The sequence below is a fragment of the Flavobacterium restrictum genome, from assembly GCF_007097245.1.
GTDB classification, from domain to species: Bacteria; Bacteroidota; Bacteroidia; order Flavobacteriales; family Flavobacteriaceae; genus Flavobacterium; species Flavobacterium restrictum.
The window spans coordinates 117,859-142,281 of record NZ_VJZT01000002.1; the positions used below are offsets into that span (position 1 = coordinate 117,859).

Sequence of the window (24,423 nt, forward strand, 5' to 3'; positions counted from 1 at the left end):
AGTTTTGGCATAAGTCATTCCATTTACCGACCACAAATAACTGTCGCAAGCCGAAGCAGTCGTAGTATTTAAAGAACTTGGTGTGATGGTCAAATCCAAAGTTTCGGTAACACAACCATTCCCGAAAGTGTAAGTACCTGAATTTGTGTATGTCATTCCATTTACTGACCACAAATAACTGTCGCAAGCCGAAGTAGTAGTAGTATTTGTTGAACTTGGCATAATGGTTAAACCCAAGGTTTCGGTAACGCAACCTTTAACGAAAGTGTATACTCCAGTTTTGGCATAAGTCATTCCATTTACCGACCAAAAGTAACTGTTGCAAGAATATGCAATTGTAGTAATTGATGAACTTGGCGTGATGGTTAAATCCAAAGTTTCGGTAACGCAACCTTTCACGAAAGTGTAAATTCCGGTTTTGGCATAAGTCATTCCATTTACCGACCACAAATAACTGTCGCAAGCCGAAGCAGTCGTAGTATTTAAAGAACTTGGCGTAATGCTTAAATCCAAAGTTTCGGAAACGCAACCTTTCCCGAAAGTGTACACTCCAGATGTTGTGTACGTCATTCCATTTACCGACCACAAATAACTGTCGCAAACCGATGCTGTCGTAGTATTTACAGAACTTGGCGTGATGGTCAAATCCAAAGTTTCGGTAACACAACCTTTCACGAAAGTGTAAGTACCTGAATTTGTGTACGTCATTCCATTTACTGACCACAAATAACTGTCGCAAGCCGAAGCAGTAGTAGTATTTGTTGAACTTGGCGTGATGGTTAAATCCAAAGTTTCGGTAACGCAACCTTTCCCGAAAGTGTACACTCCTGAATTTGTGTACGTCATTCCATTTACCGACCACAAATAACTGTCGCAAGCCGAAGCAGTAGTAGTATTTGTTGAACTTGGCGTGATAGTCAAATCCAAAGTTTCGGTAACGCAACCATTCCCGAAAGTGTAGATTCCTGAATTTGTGTACGTCATCCCATTTACTGACCAAGCGTAACGGTCACAACCCACTGCAACTTCAGTATTTGTTGAGCTTGGCGTGATAGTCAAATCCAACGTTTCAGTAACGCAACCTTTCACGAAAGTGTAGATTCCTGAATTTGTGTACGTCATTCCATTAACTGACCACAAATAACTGTCGCAAGCCGTAATAGTTGTACCCGATTCTATAATTGGAATAGCTGTAATAGTAGCTGAATTTACATTAAAAGCAGTATGCTTTATACCATCTGTCCCAGTTACAGCAACGAGTGTGTAGGTGGTTGTAGCATCCACCGAATTGGTATATACATTAAAAGGAACCCCACTAACCACATTGGTAGCCGTTCTATTGGCGACTCCATCATTATAGACTACCGTAAATGGACCGACATTATCTGTTGTGGTCCAAGTAAGTTGTCCAATACTGCCCGAACATACAGTTCCATTTCCTGTTAAACTCCCCTGCGGAAGTACTACTTGCTGTAATACCGAAACCGAGTTAGAATTAGAACTAGAATTTGCAACTACCAAATCTGGTTTCCCATCGCCATTCAAATCGCCAATACTAACCGAGTAAGGGTTTGATCCTACTAAATAATCACGTTTCAATTCTAAACTACTTACAGGGTCAAAACTATCCGTAATGCGACCTGAAATAGCTTTGTTACGAAATAAAGACACACTCGAAATATCGTAATTAGCCAAAGCTAAATCCTGTTTTCCATCACCATCAACATCGCCAATAGAAACAGAATAAGAGTTGGATGGGGAGTTAAAAAGCATTCGAGATTCAAAACTACTGGTATTAATGCTACCCATACTTGCATTGTTGCGTAATATCGTTAAGTAAAGATCGTGAGAAGCAGAAAGAACCAAATCAGGTTTTCCATCACCATCAATATCACCAATTTTTACACAAGAGGGAGAACCAGTAAATGATGCACCAGTATTGTAATCCACTTTACTGGCAAAACTACTGGAGGTTATTGCACCACAACCTGCTGTGTTGCGCAGTATCGAAAACCGATCTGTATTGAAACTCGTAACTACCAAATCTGGTTTTCCATCGCCATCTAAATCGCCAATTGCTAATGAATACGGACTTACTCTAGTGGTAAAAGCAACCTGACCAGCAAAACTATTAGAATCAATAACTCCCGAAATTGCCGTATTTTGAAATACAGATACCGTACTGTTACCATAATTTGAAACAACCAAATCCGGTTTTCCATCCCCATCTATATCACCAGTAACGATACTTTTAATATCTTGACCTGTCCTAAAATCGACTTTAGTTGCAAAACTAGTCCCATCAATTATTCCAACTGTAGCAGTATTACGAAGTATTGATACTGAATCCTGACCGCCTGTATTCGCAACTGCCAAGTCTAATTTCCCATCTCCATCAATATCCGAAACAGCAACAAACATAGGATTCGCTCCTACCGAAAAATCAACTTTTGGAGCAAAACTAACCAAATCTAAACTTGAAGTATTACGAAAAATGGACACCGAACTACTAGTGAAATTAGCGACAATCAAATCGGGTTTACCATCGCCATCAATATCACCTATTTGCACTTCAATAGTATACGGACTAGTAACAAGATCCAGTTTGGGTCTAAAAGAAAAACTACCCGACGAAGTAACTTGAAAAGATTTTGCAGAATAAATAGTAGTATTTGTAGCAAGATTCGTTACCGATATGTATTGATACGTAGCACCCAAAGGCACCGTAACCGTTAAACTAGTTGTGGTAGCCCCCGTAACAGTAGCTTTTGTAGCACCAAAAAACACAATGTTTTGCCCCACAATAGGATTAAAATTAGTACCAGTTAGGATTACAGTACTCCCAACAGCACCCTTTTCTGGCATAAAACTAGTGATTTGACTTGTATTTGGTACGTTTGCTCTAACGGCTGTTCGAGGCACTCCTACTGTACAGTACGAAAATTGCTGACAATAATATAACTTTCCATTCGCTAACGGAGTGGTAATAGGCAGTAATGTACCCCCTGACGCAGCATCAAACCATTGTATATTGGCACCACTAACAACTAAATCCGCAAGTGTTGCATTCGCTTTATTACATAAAATTTGATTAGCATTTGCCACGGGTGCACTCGGATTAGCGAAACAATCTCCTGTAATTAAGGTTGGTGTTTTACCTAATAGAGAGACACCTACCATTTTAAAAATGTAGGTTTGAGACGTTTCAACATGACTTGTAGGATATATTCCATATTCATACTCTGTTGATTGTCCTTTTGTTAAGGTAAAAGGGGTTATAGGTGCAAAAAAATCCATAACTCGACCTATAACAAAAGAGGCTCCTGATGAAATTTGCTGTGTTGTTCGACTAAAATAAGTATTATTCTCATAAGTAGCAATAACAAGACCCGAATGAAATATTCTAAAATCATTTACGGTATTCAAATCATTGTCCATTGTAATCCAGGTAGTCCCGTTATCTTTCGAATATTGAAGCAAAGGATCAATAGTGGCATCTTTACTCGCTTCAATATCCATGCGCAATCGCAAGGCACCAAGATCATGGGTACTGATTTGCAAAGGAGCATCGGTAGCGGCTTTCCAAGTTGCCGAAGTTTCGGTACCATCATCATTTCGCCAGCGATAATGTCCTATAGTGGAATAGGCACTAACTGCATACACATTGACCAGTAGAAAAATAAAAAGCATCATTTTTTTCATTGTATTCTGTTTTTAGTAATGTTGGTATTAAAAAATTTAATTTCTTTCAAAAAAGTCATTCTATGGTTGTTTTATGTATTTTGGCAAACAAATAAAATGAGACGAGTATAAAAAAAGCCGCCAGAATTATTGGGAATAAATTAGGAAAACGACTAAACAAAGTCCTATTGCTATTGGGAAATAGCATTCCTGAAACAACAGTTCCTATAGTATCCTTTTTCTGTTCCACAACATCACCATAGCTGTTAATGATGGCATTAAACCCACAATTATTAGCAATACTGCAATCCTTCCTGTTTTCTACTGCCATCAATCGGGCGTAATACAAATGATGTTTTGAGACATAAGTACCTCTAAACCAACCATCATTACTAACATTAAACAAGAAATTAGCTCCAGCACGCACTTGAACAGCCGCACTACTCTCAACCACGATTTCGTTACAAACCAATGTTGCCACTTTGCCAAAACGAGTTGCTATAGGATCTTGAGCAACTCCATTTGCAAAAACAAAACCTTCTTTACTGGCAAAAGGTACTAGCAAGTCTCCAATGGGTTTTTCAATACCTTTTAACAAAATTTGCTTGTTATAAACAGCAGTAACTTTGGCATTGTTACCAATATAATAAACCGAATTATAGTTCCTTTTATCAATTGGATTCTCGGTATTTATCCCGATTACTTGCGTGAGTTTTGAACCGCTACTTATTTTAAGTAGTGCCTTCAATAAATCATCATCAGGAGCATACGTCCAAGGCAATGCCGATTCTGGCCAAACAATAAAATCTGGACGAAGTGCAACCGCTGAATGACAAAGTTCAAAATAATTTGCCGCCAATGCGTTGCCATTATCACTGTTCCATTTGGTTTCAGGACTTGTATTATCCGAAACAAGGACAACTTTGAATGGTTTTTTTATAAAAATAGGCTGGTAATTACAATAGGTAACAGCCCCAAAAACAAGAAAGAAAACAAAAATGACAGCGTTATAAATTAAATAAACTGTGTTTTTTTGGATAAAAAAAACAGCAAATAGTATGTTAATAAGTACCGTGAAAAAAGTAAGTACGGATAAACCGCCAAAAGAAGTAAGTTGCAACAAATAAATATTAGCACAGAAAGAAAATCCCAACCTAAAAAGATGCAATGGAAAAGAAGCCATAACGGTGGTCAAACCCAATTCCAAAAGTGTCCATAAAGCAGCTATAGCAACAGCGTTTAACAGGATTTTAAAGCATAAATTGGAATTAGAAAACCAAAAAAATCGGGTTATAAAGAGCAAAATGCCAAAATACAAACCCAACAACAAACAACTGACCACAAAAACCAAAAAACCAAACCAAAAGCTAACTCCAGTATAATGCCCTACTCCTTTAATCATCCAAAAAAACAGTCCTAAACCCAATCCAACTCCAAAAGCAAGTCCACAAAAAAAGGAAGCTTTTTTAGATTCTTTGAAAACAAAAATAAAAAGGGGAGCAATCGAAATGCAAGCCAATACATACCACATATTCATGGTAACAACTGCTGTAAAAACACCTGAAACAAACGATAAATAAAGACTTTGATTTTTGTAAAATAGCTTCAAATTTTTTGCTTTTAATAATGAAAAAGATAAAACAGCACCTGCTGCTATCAATTGAAAGCAAATCTACCTTAAATAAAAACCGTTAAATAGCCAATTAAGACCCATTTTTTATTTCTACAAAAAAATCAATTCCTAAATTCGGAAGGCAATTTTCCAAACCTTTTCTTAAACGTTGCTGCAAACTTACTCGCACTGTCATAGCCCGTTATTGCTGCAATAACATTGATCAAAGCTGTAGAATTTTGAACAAGTTGCATTGCCAACAACATGTTTTGCTCTTTGTGGTATTGCAACATCGAATACCCAAAAACCGTTTTGAAGTACGTTTTTAGTTTAGTCGGCGACATCATAACTTCACTTGCAATTTCTTCAACACCAACAAATGGTACACTCAAGTTCAGAGAAATCATTTTTTCGGCTTTGGCAATTTTAGCATAATTCAAATTGCTCAACGAAACATTTTCTGCAATGCGATTGTCATCAAATACATTGTCCACAAAATAATCTATTAATGTCAAACAATTTTTTCTCAACTCTTGAATATGAAAAACACCGTCCTTTTCACTCAAAATAATTTCCGATACTATTTTGGCCACTTCATTTGCCTCTGGAGTACGATTTGACCAAGTAAAAGAGCCTGTTTTACCATCCAAAAAAGCCTGAAAAGTAGTATTATGAGCACTGTTTTTAATCAAAATAGTTTCGTCGGCCCATTTTTTATCAAAAACTAAATTATAAAATTTTCCTTTTGTAGTCTGATAGAAATACGTTTGAACCTCGGTTTTTGGCTTGGAAAGTGTCCAACAAGTATTGGTTATTTTTATATTTTGGCCTGTAGCATTTTTGACAGGGAATTCATGTTCAAACACTGAAAATGTCAAAATATAAAATTCACTAGCAAAATTCTCATCATAAATAGATTTGGCAATAATATTTTTTTTGATTTCAATATGACTGGTCAAAAGCCAAAAATTATCTTCCATTTCTCTATAATACATCGTTCCCTTACAAAACAAATTGTTCGAAAAAATGCCTTGTTCCAGTAACTTGTGATTGGAAACAGGATTTTTAATTAGGCTATCAACCATGATTTGGGGAGAATTTGCCAAATACGGTAATTCAAAAAAACCATCTTTGAACATAAAAAGATATTTCGCAACAAATAAATCCCATTTAGATTTGGTCATAATTTAAAGGCATTAGAATTTAGGTCCATTAAATACCTAGTTATTTTTTTAGAAAAGGTAACAAATTTTAAGCGATACTCATAAAAGAAATTCTAAACGCTTTGATTTTCATCCAATAAAAAAGGCTCCATCACTGGAGCCTTTTGATTTATGCTTGTCCTGTTGGACCAAAGTTTAATGGTATAGGAGTTTGTTCGGTGTCTTTGATTTCGCCATGAGCGACTTCAAAACGATGAATATTTTCTCCAATCGCCTTAAATAATCTTTTGGCGTGTTGCGGAGTCAAGACAATTCTTGACTTCACTTTAGCTTTAGGAATACCCGGCATAATACTTACAAAATCTAAAACAAATTCAGAAGAAGAATGATTTATAATAGCCAAATTAGAATAAATTCCTTCGGCAATTTTTTCATCTAGTTCAATATTTATTTGTTCCTGTTGTTCTTTCATATTATAAAAAATTTAAAAATTGAAAGATTTAATGATTTAAAAACCCAAAGATTATCAAGACAATCATTAAATTTTTAAATCTTTCAATCTCTAAATTAATTAGTATATATACTCTTCTTTATTAGCCATCATATCGTTGTAATCTTCTTTAGATCCAACAATAGTATGATCGTATTCTCTCATACCAGTACCTGCAGGAATTCTATGTCCTACAATTACATTTTCTTTCAATCCTTCTAGGTAATCCACTTTACCTGCTACAGCAGCTTCGTTTAAAACTTTAGTTGTTTCTTGGAAAGAAGCAGCAGAGATAAATGATTTCGTTTGAAGCGATGCTCTTGTAATACCTTGTAAAACTGGAGTTGCTGTTGCTGTGATAACATCACGAGCTACAACAAGGTTTTTATCAGTACGTTTCAATAATGAATTTTCGTCACGCAATTCACGAGGTGTAATAATTTGCCCCGCTTTTAATGCGCTAGAATCCCCAGCATCTTCAACGACTTTCATACCATATAAATTATCGTTTTGAACGATAAAATCTTTAGTGTGAATCAATTGATCTTCTAGGAACAATGTGTCTCCTGGATCTTGAACTCTAACTTTACGCATCATTTGACGTATTACTACTTCAAAGTGCTTGTCGTTAATTTTCACCCCTTGCAAACGGTATACTTCTTGAATTTCGTTAACCAAATACTGTTGAACAGCTGCTGGTCCTTGTATTCTTAAAATATCATCTGGCGTAATTGCTCCATCAGACAATGGTACACCTGCACGTACGAAGTCATTTTCTTGAACTAGAATTTGGCTTGATAATTTAACCAAGTATTTTCTAACATCACCAAATTTCGATTCAATAACGATTTCACGGTTTCCTCTTTTGATTTTTCCAAAAGAAACAACACCATCAATTTCCGAAACTACCGCTGGGTTTGAAGGATTACGAGCTTCTAACAACTCTGTAATTCTAGGTAAACCTCCTGTAATATCTCCTGATTTAGAAGAACGACGTGGAATTTTTACCAATACTTTACCTGCTTTAATTTTCTCCCCGTTTTCAACCATTAAGTGGGCTCCAACTGGTAAGTTATACGAACGAATTAATTCGCCATCTTTACCGTAAACCAATAAAGTTGGGATTAATTTTTTGGCTCTTGATTCTGAAATTACTTTTTCTTGGAAACCAGTTTGCTCATCAATTTCAACCATAAATGATTGTCCTTGTTCTAAATCTTCATAGGCAATTTTACCTGTAAATTCAGAAACAATAACACCATTATAAGGATCCCATTTACAAATCACATCTCCTTTTGCAACTGATTGACCATCGGCAACAAAAATACTAGAACCGTAAGGAACGTTATTAGTACTTAATAAAATACCTGTTTTTTCGTCAATTAATTTTAATTCCGTAGAACGAGACACGACAATATCAACAGCATTCCCTTCGTTGTCTTCTCCTTTAACAGTTTTTAAATCTTCAATTTCTAGTTTACCACCAAAACGGGCAACAATACTAGACTCCTCAGATATACCACCCGCAACCCCACCAACGTGGAAGGTACGCAAAGTCAACTGTGTTCCAGGTTCTCCAATAGATTGTGCGGCAATTACACCAACAGCTTCTCCTCTTTGTGTCATTTTACCAGTAGCTAAATTTCTACCGTAACATTTGGCACAAATACCTTTCAACGCTTCACAAGTTAATGGAGAGCGAACGTCTACTTTCTCGATAGGAGAAGATTCGATTGCTTTCATAATAACTTCGGTAATTTGTTGTCCAGATTGAACTAAAACTTCACTAGTCAAAGGATTAATTACGTCCTGCAAGGCAACACGTCCTAAAATTCTTTCTCCAAGTGATTCAACAATTTCTTCATTTTTCTTCAAAGCCGAAACTTCAACACCTCGCAAAGTACCACAATCATCGATATTTACAATAACATCTTGCGATACATCATGCAATCTTCTTGTTAAGTACCCCGCATCGGCCGTTTTCAAAGCCGTATCCGCAAGACCTTTACGAGCACCGTGAGTGGAGATAAAATACTCTAAAATCGAAAGTCCTTCTTTAAAGTTAGAAAGAATCGGGTTTTCAATAATCTCACCACCACCGGCAGTTGATTTTTTTGGCTTTGCCATCAAACCACGCATACCCGTTAACTGACGAATTTGTTCTTTGGAACCCCTCGCTCCAGAATCAAGCATCATGTACACCGAGTTAAACCCTTGTTGGTCTTCTCTAATGTTTTTCATAGCCAACTCTGTCAATTGAGCATTAGCAGAAGTCCAAACATCAATAACTTGGTTGTAACGCTCGTTATTGGTAATAAGACCCATGTTATAATTAGCAGAAATACCTTGAACTTGTTCTCTGGCGTCTGCAATTAATTTAGGTTTTTGTTCTGGAATTCGAATATCCCCAAGAGAGAAGGACAATCCTCCTTTGAAGGCGAATTTGTACCCCATATTTTTCATGTCATCCAAGAAACTTGCCGTTGTAGGAACATCGGTAGAACTTAAAACGTGACCAATAATATCTCTAAGGTTTTTCTTGGTCAATACATCATTGATATATCCAGCTGCTTCTGGTACTACTTCATTAAATAATACACGTCCAGCAGTAGTTTGAATAATTTGATATACTAATTCTCCAGCTTCATTAAAATCTTTTGCTCTAATTTTTACTCTAGCATTCAATTCTAATCTTCCTTCGTTCAAAGCAATATTTACTTCTTCGGCAGAATAGAAAGTGATTCCTTCTCCTAAAATAACTTTTTCAGGTGTTGACAAACGTTCTTTGGTCATATAATAAAGACCCAAAACCATATCCTGAGAAGGAACTGTAATTGGAGCACCATTAGCAGGATTCAAGATATTATGAGAACCCAACATTAACAATTGCGCTTCCAGAATAGCTTCTGGTCCCAATGGCAAGTGAACCGCCATTTGATCCCCATCAAAATCCGCATTAAATGCTGTACAAACTAAAGGGTGCAATTGGATTGCTTTTCCTTCAATTAATTTTGGTTGGAAAGCTTGAATACCCAATCTGTGCAAAGTAGGGGCACGATTCAGCAAAATTGGGTGACCTTTGATTACATTTTCAAGGATATCCCAAACTACTGGCTCTTTTTTATCTATTATTTTTTTAGCTGATTTTACCGTTTTTACAATTCCTCTTTCTATCAATTTACGGATAACAAAAGGTTTGTATAATTCGGCTGCCATATCTTTTGGGATACCACATTCAGATAATTTCAATTCAGGTCCAACAACAATTACCGAACGAGCAGAATAATCCACACGTTTACCAAGTAAGTTTTGACGGAAACGACCTTGTTTTCCTTTAAGGGAATCCGAAAGTGATTTCAAAGGACGGTTAGATTCAGTTTTTACAGCCGATGCTTTTCTTGTATTATCGAAAAGTGAATCTACTGATTCTTGCAACATACGTTTCTCGTTTCTCAAGATTACTTCAGGAGCTTTAATCTCCATTAATCTTTTCAAACGGTTGTTACGAATAATTACACGACGGTATAAATCATTCAAATCCGAAGTGGCAAAACGACCTCCATCAAGCGGCACTAAAGGACGCAATTCTGGTGGAATAACAGGAACGACTTTCATAATCATCCATTCTGGACGATTCTCACGGTTCAAGTTAGACTCACGGAACGATTCTACAACTTGTAATCTTTTTAAGGCTTCTGTTTTACGTTGTTTAGACGTTTCATTATTAGCAGAGTGACGCAAACTATAGGAAAGTTCGTCCAAGTCTATTCGTGCTAATAAATCCATAATACACTCTGCTCCCATTTTGGCAACAAATTTATTTGGATCAAAATCATCTAAATATTGATTGTCTGCAGGAAGAGTATCTAAAATATTCAAATATTCTTCTTCGGTCAAAAAATCCAATCTTTTTACCGATTCCCCTTCAGCATTTTGAGCAATACCTGCTTGAATTACTACGTATCTTTCGTAGTAAATAATCATATCCAATTTCTTCGAAGGAAGACCTAAAATATACCCAATTTTATTAGGAAGAGAACGGAAATACCAAATGTGAGCAATTGGCACCACCAAATTGATGTGACCTACTCTATCTCTACGTACTTTTTTCTCCGTAACTTCTACACCACAACGATCACAAATGATTCCTTTGTAACGGATTCTTTTGTATTTACCACAAGCACATTCAAAATCTTTAACTGGTCCAAAAATTCGTTCACAAAAAAGACCATCGCGTTCTGGTTTGTGCGTTCTATAATTAATTGTTTCCGGTTTCAATACTTCTCCTCTTGACTCTTTCAAAATAGATTCTGGAGAAGCTAATCCTATGGAAATTTTATTAAACCTTTTTACAGGGTTTTTATCCTTATTGTTGTTATTTCTAGTATTCATCATAGTTTTTACTATTGATTTATTGACAATTAAAAAATTAATTTTTTATTGATTTGTAGATTTTTTGTAGAGTAGCAGTGCTACGTCTCTGCAAAAATCTACAAATTAATAACCTCGATTTACTTCTCTAAACTTCAAATACAATTTTGAAGTGCTAATTATAAAAACAACGTTTTCATAAAAAATCGGAACGGGTTACGGGACTAAATCCTAAAAACTCTTATAAATGCCAAAGTAGAGAACGTTGCAGTGCAACGTCTCTACTGTGACAAATTATTATTTATTCTTCTAAACGAATGTCTAATCCAAGACCTTTCAATTCGTGCATCAATACATTGAATGATTCCGGTAATCCTGGTTCTGGCATTGATTCACCCTTAACAATCGCTTCGTACGTTTTGGCTCTACCAATAACATCATCTGATTTTACAGTTAAGATTTCGCGAAGTGTACTTGATGCACCGTATGCTTCAAGTGCCCAAACTTCCATCTCTCCAAAACGTTGTCCTCCAAATTGCGCTTTACCACCTAAAGGCTGTTGCGTAATTAATGAGTATGGCCCGATAGAACGTGCGTGCATCTTATCATCAACCATGTGTCCTAATTTTAACATATAGATCACACCTACAGTTGCTGCTTGGTGAAAACGTTCTCCTGTACCACCATCATAAAGGTGTGTATGTCCAAAACGTGGTACTCCAGCCTCATCAGTTAAGGCATTGATTTGATCTAAAGAAGCACCGTCAAAAATTGGAGTAGCAAATTTTCTACCCAAGTTCATTCCAGCCCAACCCAATACCGTTTCATAGATTTGACCAATGTTCATACGTGAAGGTACCCCAAGTGGATTCAATACAATATCAACAGGCGTTCCATCTTCAAGGAAAGGCATATCTTCGTGGCGAACAATACGCGCAACAATACCTTTGTTACCGTGACGTCCTGCCATTTTATCCCCAACTTTCAACTTACGTTTTTTGGCGATATATACTTTGGCTAATTTCAAGATTCCTGCTGGCAATTCATCTCCAACAGTAATAGTGAATTTCTCTCTACGCAATGCACCTTGTAAATCGTTCAATTTAATTTTATAGTTATGAATCAAATCATTAACCATTTTATTAGTTACATCATCTGCAACCCATTGACCTTTGCTTAAGTGAGCAAAATCTTCAACAGCATAAAGCATTTTTTGAGTGTATTTTTTACCTTTTGGTAAAACCTCTTCACCCAAATCATTCATTACCCCTTGTGACGTTTTTCCGTTTACAATCAAGAAAAGTTTTTCGATTAATTTGTCTTTTAATTCAACAAACTTCACTTCAAACTCCATTTCAAGTGCGCCTAAAGCATCCTTGTCTTGCGTACGTTTGCGTTTATCTTTTACCGCTCTTGCGAATAATTTTTTATCTAAAACAACACCATGTAAAGATGGAGACGCTTTCAATGAAGCATCTTTTACATCACCTGCTTTGTCCCCGAAGATGGCACGAAGCAATTTCTCTTCTGGAGTAGGATCTGATTCCCCTTTTGGCGTAATTTTACCAATAAGAATGTCACCAGGTTTTACCTCGGCTCCAATTCTAATCATACCATTTTCATCTAAATCTTTAGTAGCTTCTTCAGAAACGTTTGGTATATCATTCGTCAATTCTTCGTTACCTAATTTTGTATCTCTTACCTCTAATGAGTAATCGTCTACGTGAATTGAAGTAAAGATATCATCACGAACTACTTTTTCAGAAATAACAATCGCATCCTCAAAGTTGTACCCTTTCCATGGCATAAACGCCACTTTAAGGTTTCTACCTAAAGCTAATTCCCCGTTTTGAGTAGCATAACCTTCAGACAATACTTGACCAGGAATCACTCTATCCCCTTTTCTTACGATAGGTTTAAGGTTGATACTCGTTCCTTGATTTGTTTTTCTAAATTTAATTAAGTTGTATGTTTTATCATCAGATTCAAAACTTACCATTCTTTCTTCTTCAGAACGATCGTATTTGATAGTGATGATGTTGGCATCAACATATTCTACAACTCCATTACCTTCGGCATTTATCAAAACTCTAGAATCTGAAGCTACTTGACGCTCTAAACCAGTTCCTACGATTGGTGCTTCAGGACGAATTAATGGTACGGCCTGACGCATCATGTTCGATCCCATCAAAGCTCTATTCGCATCATCATGTTCCAAGAAAGGAATCAAAGATGCCGAAATTGAAGCAATTTGATTAGGAGCAACATCCGCATAATCCACTTTAGTTGGGTCAATTACTGGAAAATCCCCTTCTTGACGAGCAATTACATTTTCGGCAGTGATTTTTCCAGTAGCATCCATTTGAATGTTTGCTTGTGAAATCATCATACCTTCTTCTTCTTCTGCACTCAAATATACTGGTGTAGAAGTTAAGTCTACAACACCATTAGTTACCTTTCGGTACGGTGTTTCAATGAAACCCATTCCATTAACTTTGGCATAAACTCCTAGAGAAGATATCAAACCAATGTTTGGTCCCTCTGGCGTTTCAATAGGACATAAACGTCCGTAATGTGTATAGTGAACGTCACGCACCTCAAATCCAGCTCTTTCTCTCGAAAGTCCACCTGGTCCTAGTGCAGATAATCTTCTTTTGTGTGTTATCTCCGCCAATGGATTCGTTTGATCCATAAATTGAGACAACTGGTTGGTACCAAAGAAAGAGTTAATTACTGATGATAATGTTTTAGCATTAATCAAATCAATAGGCGTAAACACCTCGTTATCTCTAACGTTCATTCGCTCTCTAATAGTTCTAGCCATACGAGCCAAACCAACACCAAATTGTTGCGACAATTGTTCACCAACTGTACGAACACGACGGTTTGACAAGTGATCAATATCATCAATCTCTGCTTTAGAGTTGATCAATTCGATCAAATATTTTACGATTGTAATGATATCTTCTTTGGTCAAGACTTGCTTTTCCATTGGAGTATCTAACCCTAATTTTTTGTTTATTCTATAACGACCTACTTCACCAAGGTTGTACCGTTGGTCAGAGAAGAATAATTTATCTATAATACCACGAGCCGTTTCTTCATCAGGCGGTTCAGCGTTACGCAATTGTCTGTAAATATGCTCAACAGCTTCTTTTTCAGAGTTTGTTGGATCTTTTTGTAGCGTATTATGAATGATAGAATAATCAACTTGATTATTATCCTCTTTATGCAACAAAATAGATTTAACGTTAGAATCAATGATTTCTTCTACATTATCTTTGTCGATAATAGTATCTCTATCAAGGATTATTTCGTTACGTTCGATAGAAACAACTTCGCCGGTATCTTCATCCACGAAATCTTCATGCCAAGTGTTCAAAACACGAGCCGCTAATTTTCTACCAATATATTTTTTAAGTCCTGTTTTAGACACTTTGATTTCTTCGGCAAGGTCAAAAATCTCAAGGATATCCTTGTCTCTTTCGAACCCAATGGCACGGAATAAAGTGGTTACAGGTAATTTTTTCTTTCTATCGATATAAGCATACATAACGCTATTAATATCGGTTGAAAATTCTATCCAAGATCCTTTAAAAGGAATAACACGGGCAGAATACAATTTTGTTCCATTAGCATGGAATGATTGTCCAAAGAAAACCCCTGGAGAACGGTGCAATTGAGAAACAACAACACGCTCGGCGCCATTGATTACAAAAGTACCACTAGGCGTCATGTAAGGAATTGTACCAAGATAAACATCTTGAACAATAGTTTCAAAATCTTCGTGTTCTGGATCTGTACAATATAGTTTTAACCTTGCTTTCAAGGGAACACTATAGGTAAGACCTCTCTCTATACATTCTTGAATGGTGTAACGGGGTGGATCTACAAAATAATCAAGGAATTCCAATACAAAGTTATTTCTTGTATCTGTAATTGGAAAATTCTCCATGAAGGTGTTGTATAACCCTTCGTCGCCTCTTTCGTCAGATTTAGTTTCTAATTGGAAGAAATCTTTAAATGACTTAACCTGAACATCTAGAAAATCTGGATATTGCGGTATGTTTTTTGTAGAGGCAAAATTCAATCTTTCAGTTTGATTTGATAGCATCAATTGACAAAATTTTGATTAAAAAAAAGTAATTTTAGTGTGAAACACTGACTAATATAAAATAATCTATACTTAATTTCTAATCAATACCTCTTTAAAAATAACCAAAAAACTGACACTTTTTGTTTATTTTCTTTCATCGTATTGATTTAAAACCATAAGGTATTGTAAACTATTTTATAATAAAACTTATAATAATTTTATTATACGAAAAAGGGTTTAGGTCTTTGGAAATATATCCAAGACCTAAACCTAATTCTTAAAACCGAGTAGAACTATTTAAGTTCAACCTCTGCTCCAGCTTCTTCTAAAGATTTTTTAAGCCCTTCAGCTTCTTCTTTAGTTACACCTTCTTTAACATTACTTGGTGCACTATCAACTACATCTTTAGCTTCTTTCAAACCTAAACCAGTCAATTCTTTTACCAATTTAACAACTGCTAATTTAGAAGCACCTGCTGCTTTTAATACTACAGTAAATTCTGTTTGAACTTCTTCAGCTGCAGCTTCGCCACCTGCTGATACTACTACAGCTGCAGCAGCTGGTTCGATTCCATACTCATCTTTTAATATTGTTGCTAATTCGTTAACTTCTTTTACTGTTAGGTTAACCAATTGTTCTGCGAATTGTTTCAAATCTGCCATTTTTTCTATCGTTTTAAAATGATTTGTAAAATATAATTTATTTATTGTGCGCTTTTTTAAATAAAAAAGAGATAACCTCGTTTTTTATTATGCTTCTGTTTCTTCAGTCGCCTCGCTAGCAGCGAATTGATTTTGAAGAGCCGAAATAACTCTTTGTGCTGGTGATTGCAATAATCCAATAAGTTCGCCGATAAGCTCTTCTTTAGATTTAATAGTTGCCAAAGCATCTAATTGATCATCTCCAATATAAATTTCAGAATTAATATAAGCCCCTTTCAATACAGGTTTTGCTGATTTTTTTCTAAAATCTTTAATGATTTTTCCAGGAGCATTTGCTATATCCGAAATAAAGATAGCACTGTTACCAGTCAAAACTGACGGTAAATCGCCATAATCATTATCCGAAGCTTCCATTGCTTTTGCAAGCAACGTGTTTTTCACTACCTCTAATTTAATACCTGCTTTAAAACAAGCTCTTCTCAAGTTTGAAGTTGTTTCTGCATTTAATCCAGAAATATCAGATACATAAACAATGTTTGTACCAGCTAACTGTGCAGTTAATTCTTCAATCGCGATTGATTTTTCTTCTCTAGTCATACTAAAAATTATTAACTACCAATTATACTGCTTTTGGGTCCAAAGCAATAGCAGGACTCATAGTGCTTGTAAGGTGTATCCCTTTAATATAGGTACCTTTAGCAGCAGTTGGTTTAAGTTTGATTAATGTTTGAATAATTTCGTGTGCATTGTCATAAATTTGCTCCGCTCCAAAAGAAACTTTACCAATTCCTGCATGTACAATACCAGTTTTATCAACTTTGAAATCGATTTTACCAGCTTTAACTTCTTGAACAGCTTTTGCAACATCCATAGTTACCGTACCTGTTTTTGGATTAGGCATTAAACCTCTAGGCCCTAAAATACGACCTAATGGACCCAATTTACCCATTACAGATGGCATGGTGATAATTACATCAACATCTGTCCAACCGTCTTTAATTTTTTGTAAATAATCGTCAAGACCTACATAGTCAGCACCAGCTGCCAAAGCTTCCGCTTCTTTATCTGGAGTAACTAATGCTAATACTTTAACATCTTTACCAGTACCATGAGGCAATGTTACTACACCTCTTACCATTTGATTCGCTTTTCTTGGATCTACACCCAATCGAACTGCGATATCAACAGACTCATCAAATTTTGCAGAAGCTATAACTTTAATTAATGCCGCAGCATCTTTCAAAGAGTATAGTTTATTCTTTTCAATTTTTGAAGCAGCCTCTTTTTGCTTTTTTGTCAATTTTGCCATGTCTTGCTCTTAATTAAAAAGGAGAATCTCCTGATACAGTTATACCCATAGACCTTGCAGTTCCTGCGATCATACTCATTGCTGATTCGATCGTAAAAGCATTTAAATCTACCATTTTATCTTCAGCAATTGCTTTGATAACATCCCAAGTAACGCTAGCTACTTTTTTACGATTTGGTTCACCTGATCCAGACTTTAGCTTTGCAGCTTCCAATAACTGGACTGCCGCTGGAGGAGTTTTAACAACAAAATCAAATGATTTGTCTTTATACACAGTAATTTGTACTGGGCATATTTTGCCAGGTTTATCTTGAGTTCTAGCATTAAATTGCTTACAAAACTCCATGATATTTACCCCAGCAGCTCCTAAAGCAGGTCCAACCGGTGGCGACGGATTCGCAGCACCTCCCTTAACTTGTAGTTTAACTACCTTACTAATTTCTTTAGCCATTTTTTAAAAAATTTAACACGACAATCATTGGAAGCGATTGTGGTGGATATTATAGATGTAACAAAAATTATACTTTTTCAACTTGCATAAAACTCAATTCTAACGGTGTTTTTCTTCCGAAAATTTTTACCATTACTTCCAGTTTACGCTTTTCTTCATTAATTTTTTCAACAGTTCCGTTGAAACCATTAAATGGACCATCAACTACTTTAATAGTTTCGCCAATAGTAAAAGGAATAGCGCGAGTATCTGTATTTACAGCTAACTCATCAACTTTTCCAAGCATTCTATTTACTTCTGAAATTCTCAAAGGAACAGGCTCACCACCTTTAGTTTCCCCTAAAAAACCAATAACACTTGTAATAGACTTAATTATGTGCGGAATCTCTCCCACTAAATTAGCCTCAAGCATTACATAACCCGGAAAATAAACTTTGTCTTTAGCTATTTTTTTTCCTTCTTTTACAGTAACAACCTTTTCAGTTGGAACCAGAACTTGAGAAACATAATCCTCCATGCCCAATCTTGCGATTTCGGTTTCGATGTATGCTTTTACTTTGTTCTCTTGCCCGCTAACAGCGCGAACTACGTACCACTTTTTTATATTATTATCTGCCATCTCAAGAAATTTATGCTTTCATCCAGTTAAAAAATCCTTCTAATGCTTTTGCAAATACTTCATCTACTCCCCAAGTTGCCAAGGCGAAAACTACTGAAAATACTGCTACAACAATAGTAAGACGTTGCACTTCAGACCAAGCCGGCCAAGTCACATTTGAGCTTAATTCTTCAAACGATTCTGATATGTAATTAACAACTTTTGCCATTATACTGTGTTTTTTTTGCACGGGCGGAGGGATTCGAACCCCCATCAACGGTTTTGGAGACCGCTATTCTACCCTTGAACTACGCCCGTATTAAAAGCCAGTGCCATCAAAAAAAATGACACTGGCTTTAATGAGTTATTTATAAAATTAACCTACAATTTCTGTAACTTGTCCAGCACCTACAGTTCTACCACCTTCACGGATTGCAAAACGTAAACCAATGCTCATTGCAATTGGGCTTAATAAAGTAACATTAATAGTTAAGTTATCTCCTGGCATTACCATCTCTACTCCTTCTGGCAAAGTAATAACTCCTGTTACGTCAGTTGTACGTACGTAAAACTGTGGACGGTAGTTATTATGGAATGGAGTATGACGACCACCTTCTTCTTTTTTCAAGATATAAACCTCTGCTTTGAAAGTAGCGTGTGGTTTTACTGAACCTGGCTTAATGATAACCATTCCTCTTTTGATAGATTCTTTATCAACACCTCTTAACAATAAACCTACGTTATCTCCAGCTTCACCTCTATCAAGGATTTTACGGAACATCTCAACTCCTGTAATAGTAGAAGTTAATTTTTCAGCTCCCATACCAATGATTTCAACAGCATCACCTGTATTAGCAATACCAGTTTCGATACGACCTGTAGCAACAGTTCCACGACCAGTAATTGTAAATACATCTTCAACTGGCATCAAGAAAGGTTTTGCAGTATCACGAATTGGCTCTTCGATCCATGAATCACAAGCAGCCATTAATTCAATAATTTTTGGCACCCATGCAGCATCATTATTCAATCCACCTAAAGCTGAACCTTGAATAACTGGACAATTATCACCATCATATTCGTAGAAAGACAATAAATCTCTAATTTCCATTTCAACAAGTTCCAACAATTCCTCGTCATCAACCATATCTACTTTGTTCATAAAAACAACCATTCTAGGAATACCTACTTGGCGACCTAAAAGGATGTGCTCACGTGTTTGTGGCATTGGACCATCTGTAGCAGCAACTACCAAGATAGCACCGTCCATTTGAGCAGCACCAGTAACCATGTTTTTTACGTAATCGGCGTGACCAGGACAGTCAACGTGAGCGTAGTGACGGTTAGCAGTTTCATACTCAACGTGTGAAGTATTAATTGTAATACCTCTTTCTTTTTCTTCTGGAGCATTATCAATTTGATCAAATGATTTTGCTTGACAGTAACCAGCATCAGATAATACTTTAGTTATCGCTGCAGTTAATGTAGTTTTTCCGTGATCCACGTGCCCAATTGTTCCAATGTTTAAGTGGGGCTTGTTACGGTTAAAGGTTTCTTTTGCCATTTTACTTAATTTTTAATCTAGTTATATATTTATTTTAATTTCCTACTTACTTGAGCCAACTACGGGAATTGAACCCGTGACCTCTTCCTTACCAAGGAAGCACTCTACCGCTGAGCTAAGCCGGCATAATCCTTGATTTAAGAGTTTGCATTTCTAATTTTAGACCAAAAACCCAAAACTTTCATTCTAAAATCCCTTCTAGTGGGGAGAGCAGGATTCGAACCTGCGAAGTTCACACAGCAGATTTACAGTCTGCCCTCGTTGGCCGCTTGAGTATCTCCCCATTTATTTTAGATTTTTTGAATTTAGATTTCAGATTACTCTAAAAGCACATTTCATCATTCTAAAACATTTTCCCTTTACGCATCGAAATCTAAAATCTACATTCAGAAATCTATAATTTTTTGAGCCGGCGGAGGGACTCGAACCCACGACCTGCTGATTACAAATCAGCTGCTCTAGCCAACTGAGCTACGCTGGCAATATCAAAAAAAAGCCCGCTATTTCTAACGGACTGCAAATGTATAGATTTTATCTCTCAATCAAAACTTTTTTTGAGAAAATTTTTGATTAAATATGTGCTCTTGTTTTTTCTTTCCTTTTTACTAACAATCGCTCTAAAGATTCTGCAGAAAGCTCTACTGCCTCCTCAAAAGTTTTACATTGTTTTTTTACCAAGAAATCATCCCCAGGTACATTGATCTTTATCTCAACGATTTTATTTTCTTTATCACTTGTCTTTTCCACTTTCAAAAAAACATCTACCGACACAACCTTATCATAATATTTTTCTAATTTATCCATTCTTTCTTCAACAAAATCTACTAGCTTTTTGTCAACTGTAAAGTTAACTGCATGAACATTTACCTTCATAATCTCTATTTTTATTGGTTAAACATTATTTTTGAATTACTTTGACCCTCTAGGATGCGACTCATTAAACACTTTTTTTAATTCAGACAAACTATTGTGTGTATAAATTTGAGTCGAAGCCAAACTAGAATGACCTAATAATTCTTTCACTGAATTCAAATCGGCTCCGTTATTTAACAAATGAGTGGCAAATGAATGCCTTATTATATGCGGACTCTTTTTTACTTTCTCGGAGACTCCACTAAAGTAAGAATTTATTAGCCGATACACAAAAGAATCGTTTAGTTTTAACCCTTTTTTTGTTAAAAAAAAATAGTCCGAATCTATAATTTCCGTAAGCGTCTCTTTTTCTTTTCGATACGAAAAAATTTGCGCTGCAAGTACAGGCACAATTGGAATAATTCGTTCTTTATTCCTCTTGCCCAATACCTTTATAGTAGCATTTGCTAAATTTATGTTATGATTTTGTAAATTAATAAGCTCGGATCTTCTAATTCCTGTGGTATAAAACAAATCTATAATAAGTTTATCTCGCACTTCTTCGAATCCTTTTGGGTCTTGAAATTGTGCCAAAACAGCCTCTAGCTCTTTTTCGGAAAACGGAATCTGGATTTTTTTGGGTGTTTTGAGCGCTCGGTGTTGCAGTAACGGATTGGAGGTTATTTGCTGTATTTTTAAAAGAAATTTAAAATACGCTTTTAATGAAGCTATTTTTCTATTGACCGAAACGTTAGATAAACCATCATCAATCAAGGATACAATCCAGTTTCTAATTTGAGGATAATGAACCTGATCTATATTTTCTTGTTCAAAACACTCCTTATTATAGGACTCAAAAAAAAGCACATCATTCAAATAGGCATTTACAGTATGTGGAGAATATTTTTTCTCCAAGGAAAGGTATTCCCGAAATGCGTCTTTATTTGTAGTCATAAAAAAAACCGTTAGTATCAAAGTTAAGAAACTTTAATGACTAACGGCATTTTATTTTAATATAATTTGACTAGATATTTTCTAAACCATCTTTCATGTTTTGAATATAAGCCGCTTTTTGAAATTTCATTCTATTGATAACTGATGGTTTTATAAAAGCAGTACGTGCTCTTAATTGTCTTACAGTTCCAGTTTTATCAAACTTTCTTTTATAGCGCTTTAATGCTCTATCTATATTTTCTCCGTCTTTAATTGGTATAATTAACATAATTTTATCACCCCCTTTCGTTAAGTGTGCAAAAGTAAAAATTAATTATGAATTATGAGTTATGAATTATGAATTATTTTAAAGAAGAAAATAGAATATAGAAAAAAGAGAATTGATTGAACAAAAAAGCCAAGTTACAATTGCTTGCTTCTTGGCTCTTTACTCTATATTCTTTAACCTTTCAAAATATTCCTAGAAATAACCACTTTTTGTATTTCGGTAGTGCCTTCGCCTATGGTGCATAATTTAGCATCTCTGTAAAATTTTTCGACAGGATAATCCTTGGTATACCCATATCCTCCATGAATTTGAACGGCCTCATTCGCTACTTTAACACACATTTCGGAGGCATACATTTTGGCCATTGCCCCAAGTGTAGTTACCGGTTTATGTTGTTCTTTTAAGAAAGCAGCTTTGTGCAATAGCAATTCTGACGCTTCAATTTCAGTAGCCATATCGGCTAATTTAAAGGAAATTCCTTGAAATTCGGATATTGCTTTTCCAAATTGGTACCGCTCTTTCGAATATTTCAAAGCAGCTTCGTATGCTCCTTTTGCTATTCCTAGCGAGAGCGCACCTATAGAAATTCGGCCTCCGTCTAGTATTTTCATGGCCTGAATAAAACCTTGCCCTACTTCGCCCAAACGATTGGCATCTGGAATGCGACAGGAATCAAAAACCAATTCAGCGGTTTCGCTGGCACGCATTCCTAATTTATTTTCTTTTTTGCCCGAAGTAAATCCTGGAGTTCCTTTTTCGAAAACAAAAGCAGTCATTCCTTTCGAATCTCCTTTCTCGCCTGTACGAACAACTACTACTGCGATATCGCCCGAAATACCATGCGTGATAAAATTTTTTGACCCATTTACAATCCAAAAATCGCCGTCCTTTACCGCTGTGGTGTTCATTCCGCCCGCATCGGAACCGGTGTTGTGCTCGGTCAAACCCCAAGCTCCAATATGTTCGCCCGAAGCTAATTTCGGAATCCATTTTTTCTTTTGTTCGTCGGTACCAAAAGTCAAAATATGATTGGTACAAAGCGAATTATGAGCAGCTACTGATAGCCCAATGGATGGATCTACTTTTGAAATTTCTTCTATAATAGTTATGTAATCGTGGTAACTCAATCCAGAACCGCCCAGTTCTTGTGGTACAAGAATACCCATAAAACCCATTTCACCTAATTTTTTGAATAACGGGATAGGGAAAATTTGATTTTCGTCCCAATCCATTATATAAGGTCTTATGTTTTGTTCGGCAAATTCTTTTATAGATTGGGCAATCAGAGTTTGTGTTTCGGTATAATCAAAGTTCATTTGAAATGCTTGTTTTTTAGAACTTCAAATATAAGCCAATTATTTTTGCTTTATCAACAGGAAAACCCTTAATTTTTATTAAATCCTCAATATTTTTGATTTCGCCATTCATACTTCTATAAATTACAATTTGCTTGGCTAGTGGATATTTAAAATAATAAAACTGTGAAAGCTCTTTCATAGAAGCATTGTTAATATCGATTTTGTTAAAAAATGGAGGCTGAATAACCTTAAAATGGGTTTCCAAATTTTGAATTACTTCGGGCGAAAGTCCCCAAACATCCTTCATTTGTTCCATAGAAACGAAGCCTCCCATGGTTTCTTTTTGTTTCAAAATACGTTCTGAAATAGCCTCGCCAATGCCGTAAATTTTAATTAAATCCGCTTGTGTGGCTTGATTGATATCGAGTATCACAATTTTTTCTTTTTTGGTGAAAGCCGTATTGTCGTATTTTTTATATTCTTTAAACTCTTTTTTTTGACTTACCCAATCCGGAAATTCAAAATAAGGCGAAATAGCCCACAACAACGAATCAGAAATTTGCGTAACCGCTTGAAATTCCTCGGGAGAATTAACGTATTTATTTTGTTTTCGAAATGCCAAAAGTCGGTCTATTTGAGCAACAGACATCCCGAGTTTGTAGCCTTTGTAATCGGTTATAAAATTAGGATTGAATACGTATGGTTTTGAAATTGCATTTTGAGTAGCACTTTTCAAGGAGTCCATTTTGGTTTGCAACGAAAGCCATTGTTGCTGTTGCGGTTCTTGCTTAAAAACGACATTAAAATCAACAAAAAAGCAAGCCATTTGCAACGAGATAATAATTGCGAACAAAAACAAGATTCCTACCCGCTGTTGGCGTGAGAATTTAAAATAATCTTTGCTTGTTTTAGAAATCATAATTGACAATTGAGTTACTCCTTTTTGGGAACCGAAATCTAAATTTATAAAATATATTGACATCAAAGTCTTTATTAAGAAATAAACTAACAAAAAAAAATTATGAATTCATTTTACACCTACAAAAAAGGATTT

At 35.8% G+C, this 24,423-nt stretch carries 18 protein-coding genes and 4 tRNA genes; all 22 read right to left on the reverse strand.

Annotated features, from left to right (window positions below; translation table 11 throughout):
* The coding region (locus tag FNW21_RS02615; RefSeq protein ID WP_185963872.1) for an FG-GAP-like repeat-containing protein at positions 1-3,702 on the reverse strand (3,702 nt) is incomplete at its 3' end.
* 55 nt (positions 3,703-3,757) lie between these two features.
* The gene (lnt, locus tag FNW21_RS02620; protein ID WP_144255189.1) at positions 3,758-5,290 is read right to left on the reverse strand and encodes an apolipoprotein N-acyltransferase; all 1,533 of its coding nucleotides are present in this window, start codon (positions 5,288-5,290) and stop codon (positions 3,758-3,760) included.
* Between the two features lie 125 nt (positions 5,291-5,415).
* Positions 5,416-6,477 carry a helix-turn-helix domain-containing protein gene (locus FNW21_RS02625; RefSeq protein ID WP_144255190.1) on the reverse strand — a complete coding sequence of 354 codons (1,062 nt, stop codon included), beginning with the start codon at positions 6,475-6,477 and terminating at the stop codon, positions 5,416-5,418.
* Between the two features lie 148 nt (positions 6,478-6,625).
* Positions 6,626-6,928 (reverse strand): DUF3467 domain-containing protein, encoded by a 303-nt coding sequence (locus FNW21_RS02630; RefSeq protein ID WP_144255191.1) that lies wholly within the window; start codon positions 6,926-6,928, stop codon positions 6,626-6,628.
* Positions 6,929-7,027: 99 nt separating this feature from the next.
* Complete coding sequence (gene rpoC / locus FNW21_RS02635) at positions 7,028-11,341, reverse strand: DNA-directed RNA polymerase subunit beta' (RefSeq protein ID WP_144255192.1); 4,314 nt, start codon at positions 11,339-11,341, stop codon at positions 7,028-7,030.
* Positions 11,342-11,618: 277 nt separating this feature from the next.
* On the reverse strand, positions 11,619-15,431 hold the full coding sequence (gene rpoB, locus FNW21_RS02640; RefSeq protein ID WP_144255193.1) for a DNA-directed RNA polymerase subunit beta: 3,813 nt from the start codon (positions 15,429-15,431) through the stop codon (positions 11,619-11,621).
* Positions 15,432-15,706: 275 nt separating this feature from the next.
* Positions 15,707-16,075, reverse strand: coding sequence for a 50S ribosomal protein L7/L12 (rplL, locus tag FNW21_RS02645; RefSeq protein WP_144255194.1), 369 nt, complete (start codon positions 16,073-16,075; stop codon positions 15,707-15,709).
* An 87-nt stretch (positions 16,076-16,162) separates the two neighbouring features.
* Complete coding sequence (rplJ, locus tag FNW21_RS02650; protein ID WP_144255195.1) at positions 16,163-16,672, reverse strand: 50S ribosomal protein L10; 510 nt, start codon at positions 16,670-16,672, stop codon at positions 16,163-16,165.
* A gap of 22 nt (positions 16,673-16,694) precedes the next feature.
* Entirely contained in the window at positions 16,695-17,384 is a 690-nt protein-coding gene (gene rplA / locus FNW21_RS02655; RefSeq protein ID WP_144255196.1) for a 50S ribosomal protein L1, read from the reverse strand.
* A gap of 13 nt (positions 17,385-17,397) precedes the next feature.
* Positions 17,398-17,835: a 50S ribosomal protein L11 gene (gene rplK, locus FNW21_RS02660; protein WP_035639405.1), complete on the reverse strand. Its 438-nt coding sequence runs from the start codon at positions 17,833-17,835 to the stop codon at positions 17,398-17,400.
* A 67-nt stretch (positions 17,836-17,902) separates the two neighbouring features.
* On the reverse strand, positions 17,903-18,454 hold the full coding sequence (nusG, locus tag FNW21_RS02665) for a transcription termination/antitermination protein NusG (protein WP_144255197.1): 552 nt from the start codon (positions 18,452-18,454) through the stop codon (positions 17,903-17,905).
* Positions 18,455-18,464: 10 nt separating this feature from the next.
* A complete protein-coding gene (gene secE / locus FNW21_RS02670) occupies positions 18,465-18,662 on the reverse strand; it encodes a preprotein translocase subunit SecE (protein ID WP_144255198.1) in 198 nt (65 codons plus the stop codon).
* Positions 18,663-18,680: 18 nt separating this feature from the next.
* Positions 18,681-18,751, reverse strand: a tRNA-Trp gene (locus FNW21_RS02675).
* Between the two features lie 58 nt (positions 18,752-18,809).
* Entirely contained in the window at positions 18,810-19,997 is a 1,188-nt protein-coding gene (tuf, locus tag FNW21_RS02680; RefSeq protein WP_144255199.1) for an elongation factor Tu, read from the reverse strand.
* A gap of 53 nt (positions 19,998-20,050) precedes the next feature.
* A tRNA-Thr gene (locus tag FNW21_RS02685) sits at positions 20,051-20,122 on the reverse strand.
* 77 nt (positions 20,123-20,199) lie between these two features.
* Positions 20,200-20,280: transfer RNA gene (locus tag FNW21_RS02690), tRNA-Tyr, on the reverse strand.
* A gap of 124 nt (positions 20,281-20,404) precedes the next feature.
* A tRNA-Thr gene (locus FNW21_RS02695) sits at positions 20,405-20,478 on the reverse strand.
* Positions 20,479-20,567: 89 nt separating this feature from the next.
* Positions 20,568-20,870 carry a ribosome hibernation-promoting factor, HPF/YfiA family gene (hpf, locus tag FNW21_RS02700; RefSeq protein ID WP_144255200.1) on the reverse strand — a complete coding sequence of 101 codons (303 nt, stop codon included), beginning with the start codon at positions 20,868-20,870 and terminating at the stop codon, positions 20,568-20,570.
* A 36-nt stretch (positions 20,871-20,906) separates the two neighbouring features.
* Positions 20,907-21,803 carry a tyrosine-type recombinase/integrase gene (locus tag FNW21_RS02705; RefSeq protein WP_144255201.1) on the reverse strand — a complete coding sequence of 299 codons (897 nt, stop codon included), beginning with the start codon at positions 21,801-21,803 and terminating at the stop codon, positions 20,907-20,909.
* Between the two features lie 70 nt (positions 21,804-21,873).
* Positions 21,874-22,071, reverse strand: coding sequence for a 30S ribosomal protein S21 (rpsU, locus tag FNW21_RS02710; protein ID WP_024982054.1), 198 nt, complete (start codon positions 22,069-22,071; stop codon positions 21,874-21,876).
* A gap of 173 nt (positions 22,072-22,244) precedes the next feature.
* Entirely contained in the window at positions 22,245-23,387 is a 1,143-nt protein-coding gene (locus FNW21_RS02715) for an acyl-CoA dehydrogenase family protein (protein ID WP_144255202.1), read from the reverse strand.
* A gap of 16 nt (positions 23,388-23,403) precedes the next feature.
* Positions 23,404-24,351 carry a ComEA family DNA-binding protein gene (locus FNW21_RS02720; RefSeq protein WP_317129287.1) on the reverse strand — a complete coding sequence of 316 codons (948 nt, stop codon included), beginning with the start codon at positions 24,349-24,351 and terminating at the stop codon, positions 23,404-23,406.
* Between the last annotated feature and the right edge of the window lie 72 nt (positions 24,352-24,423).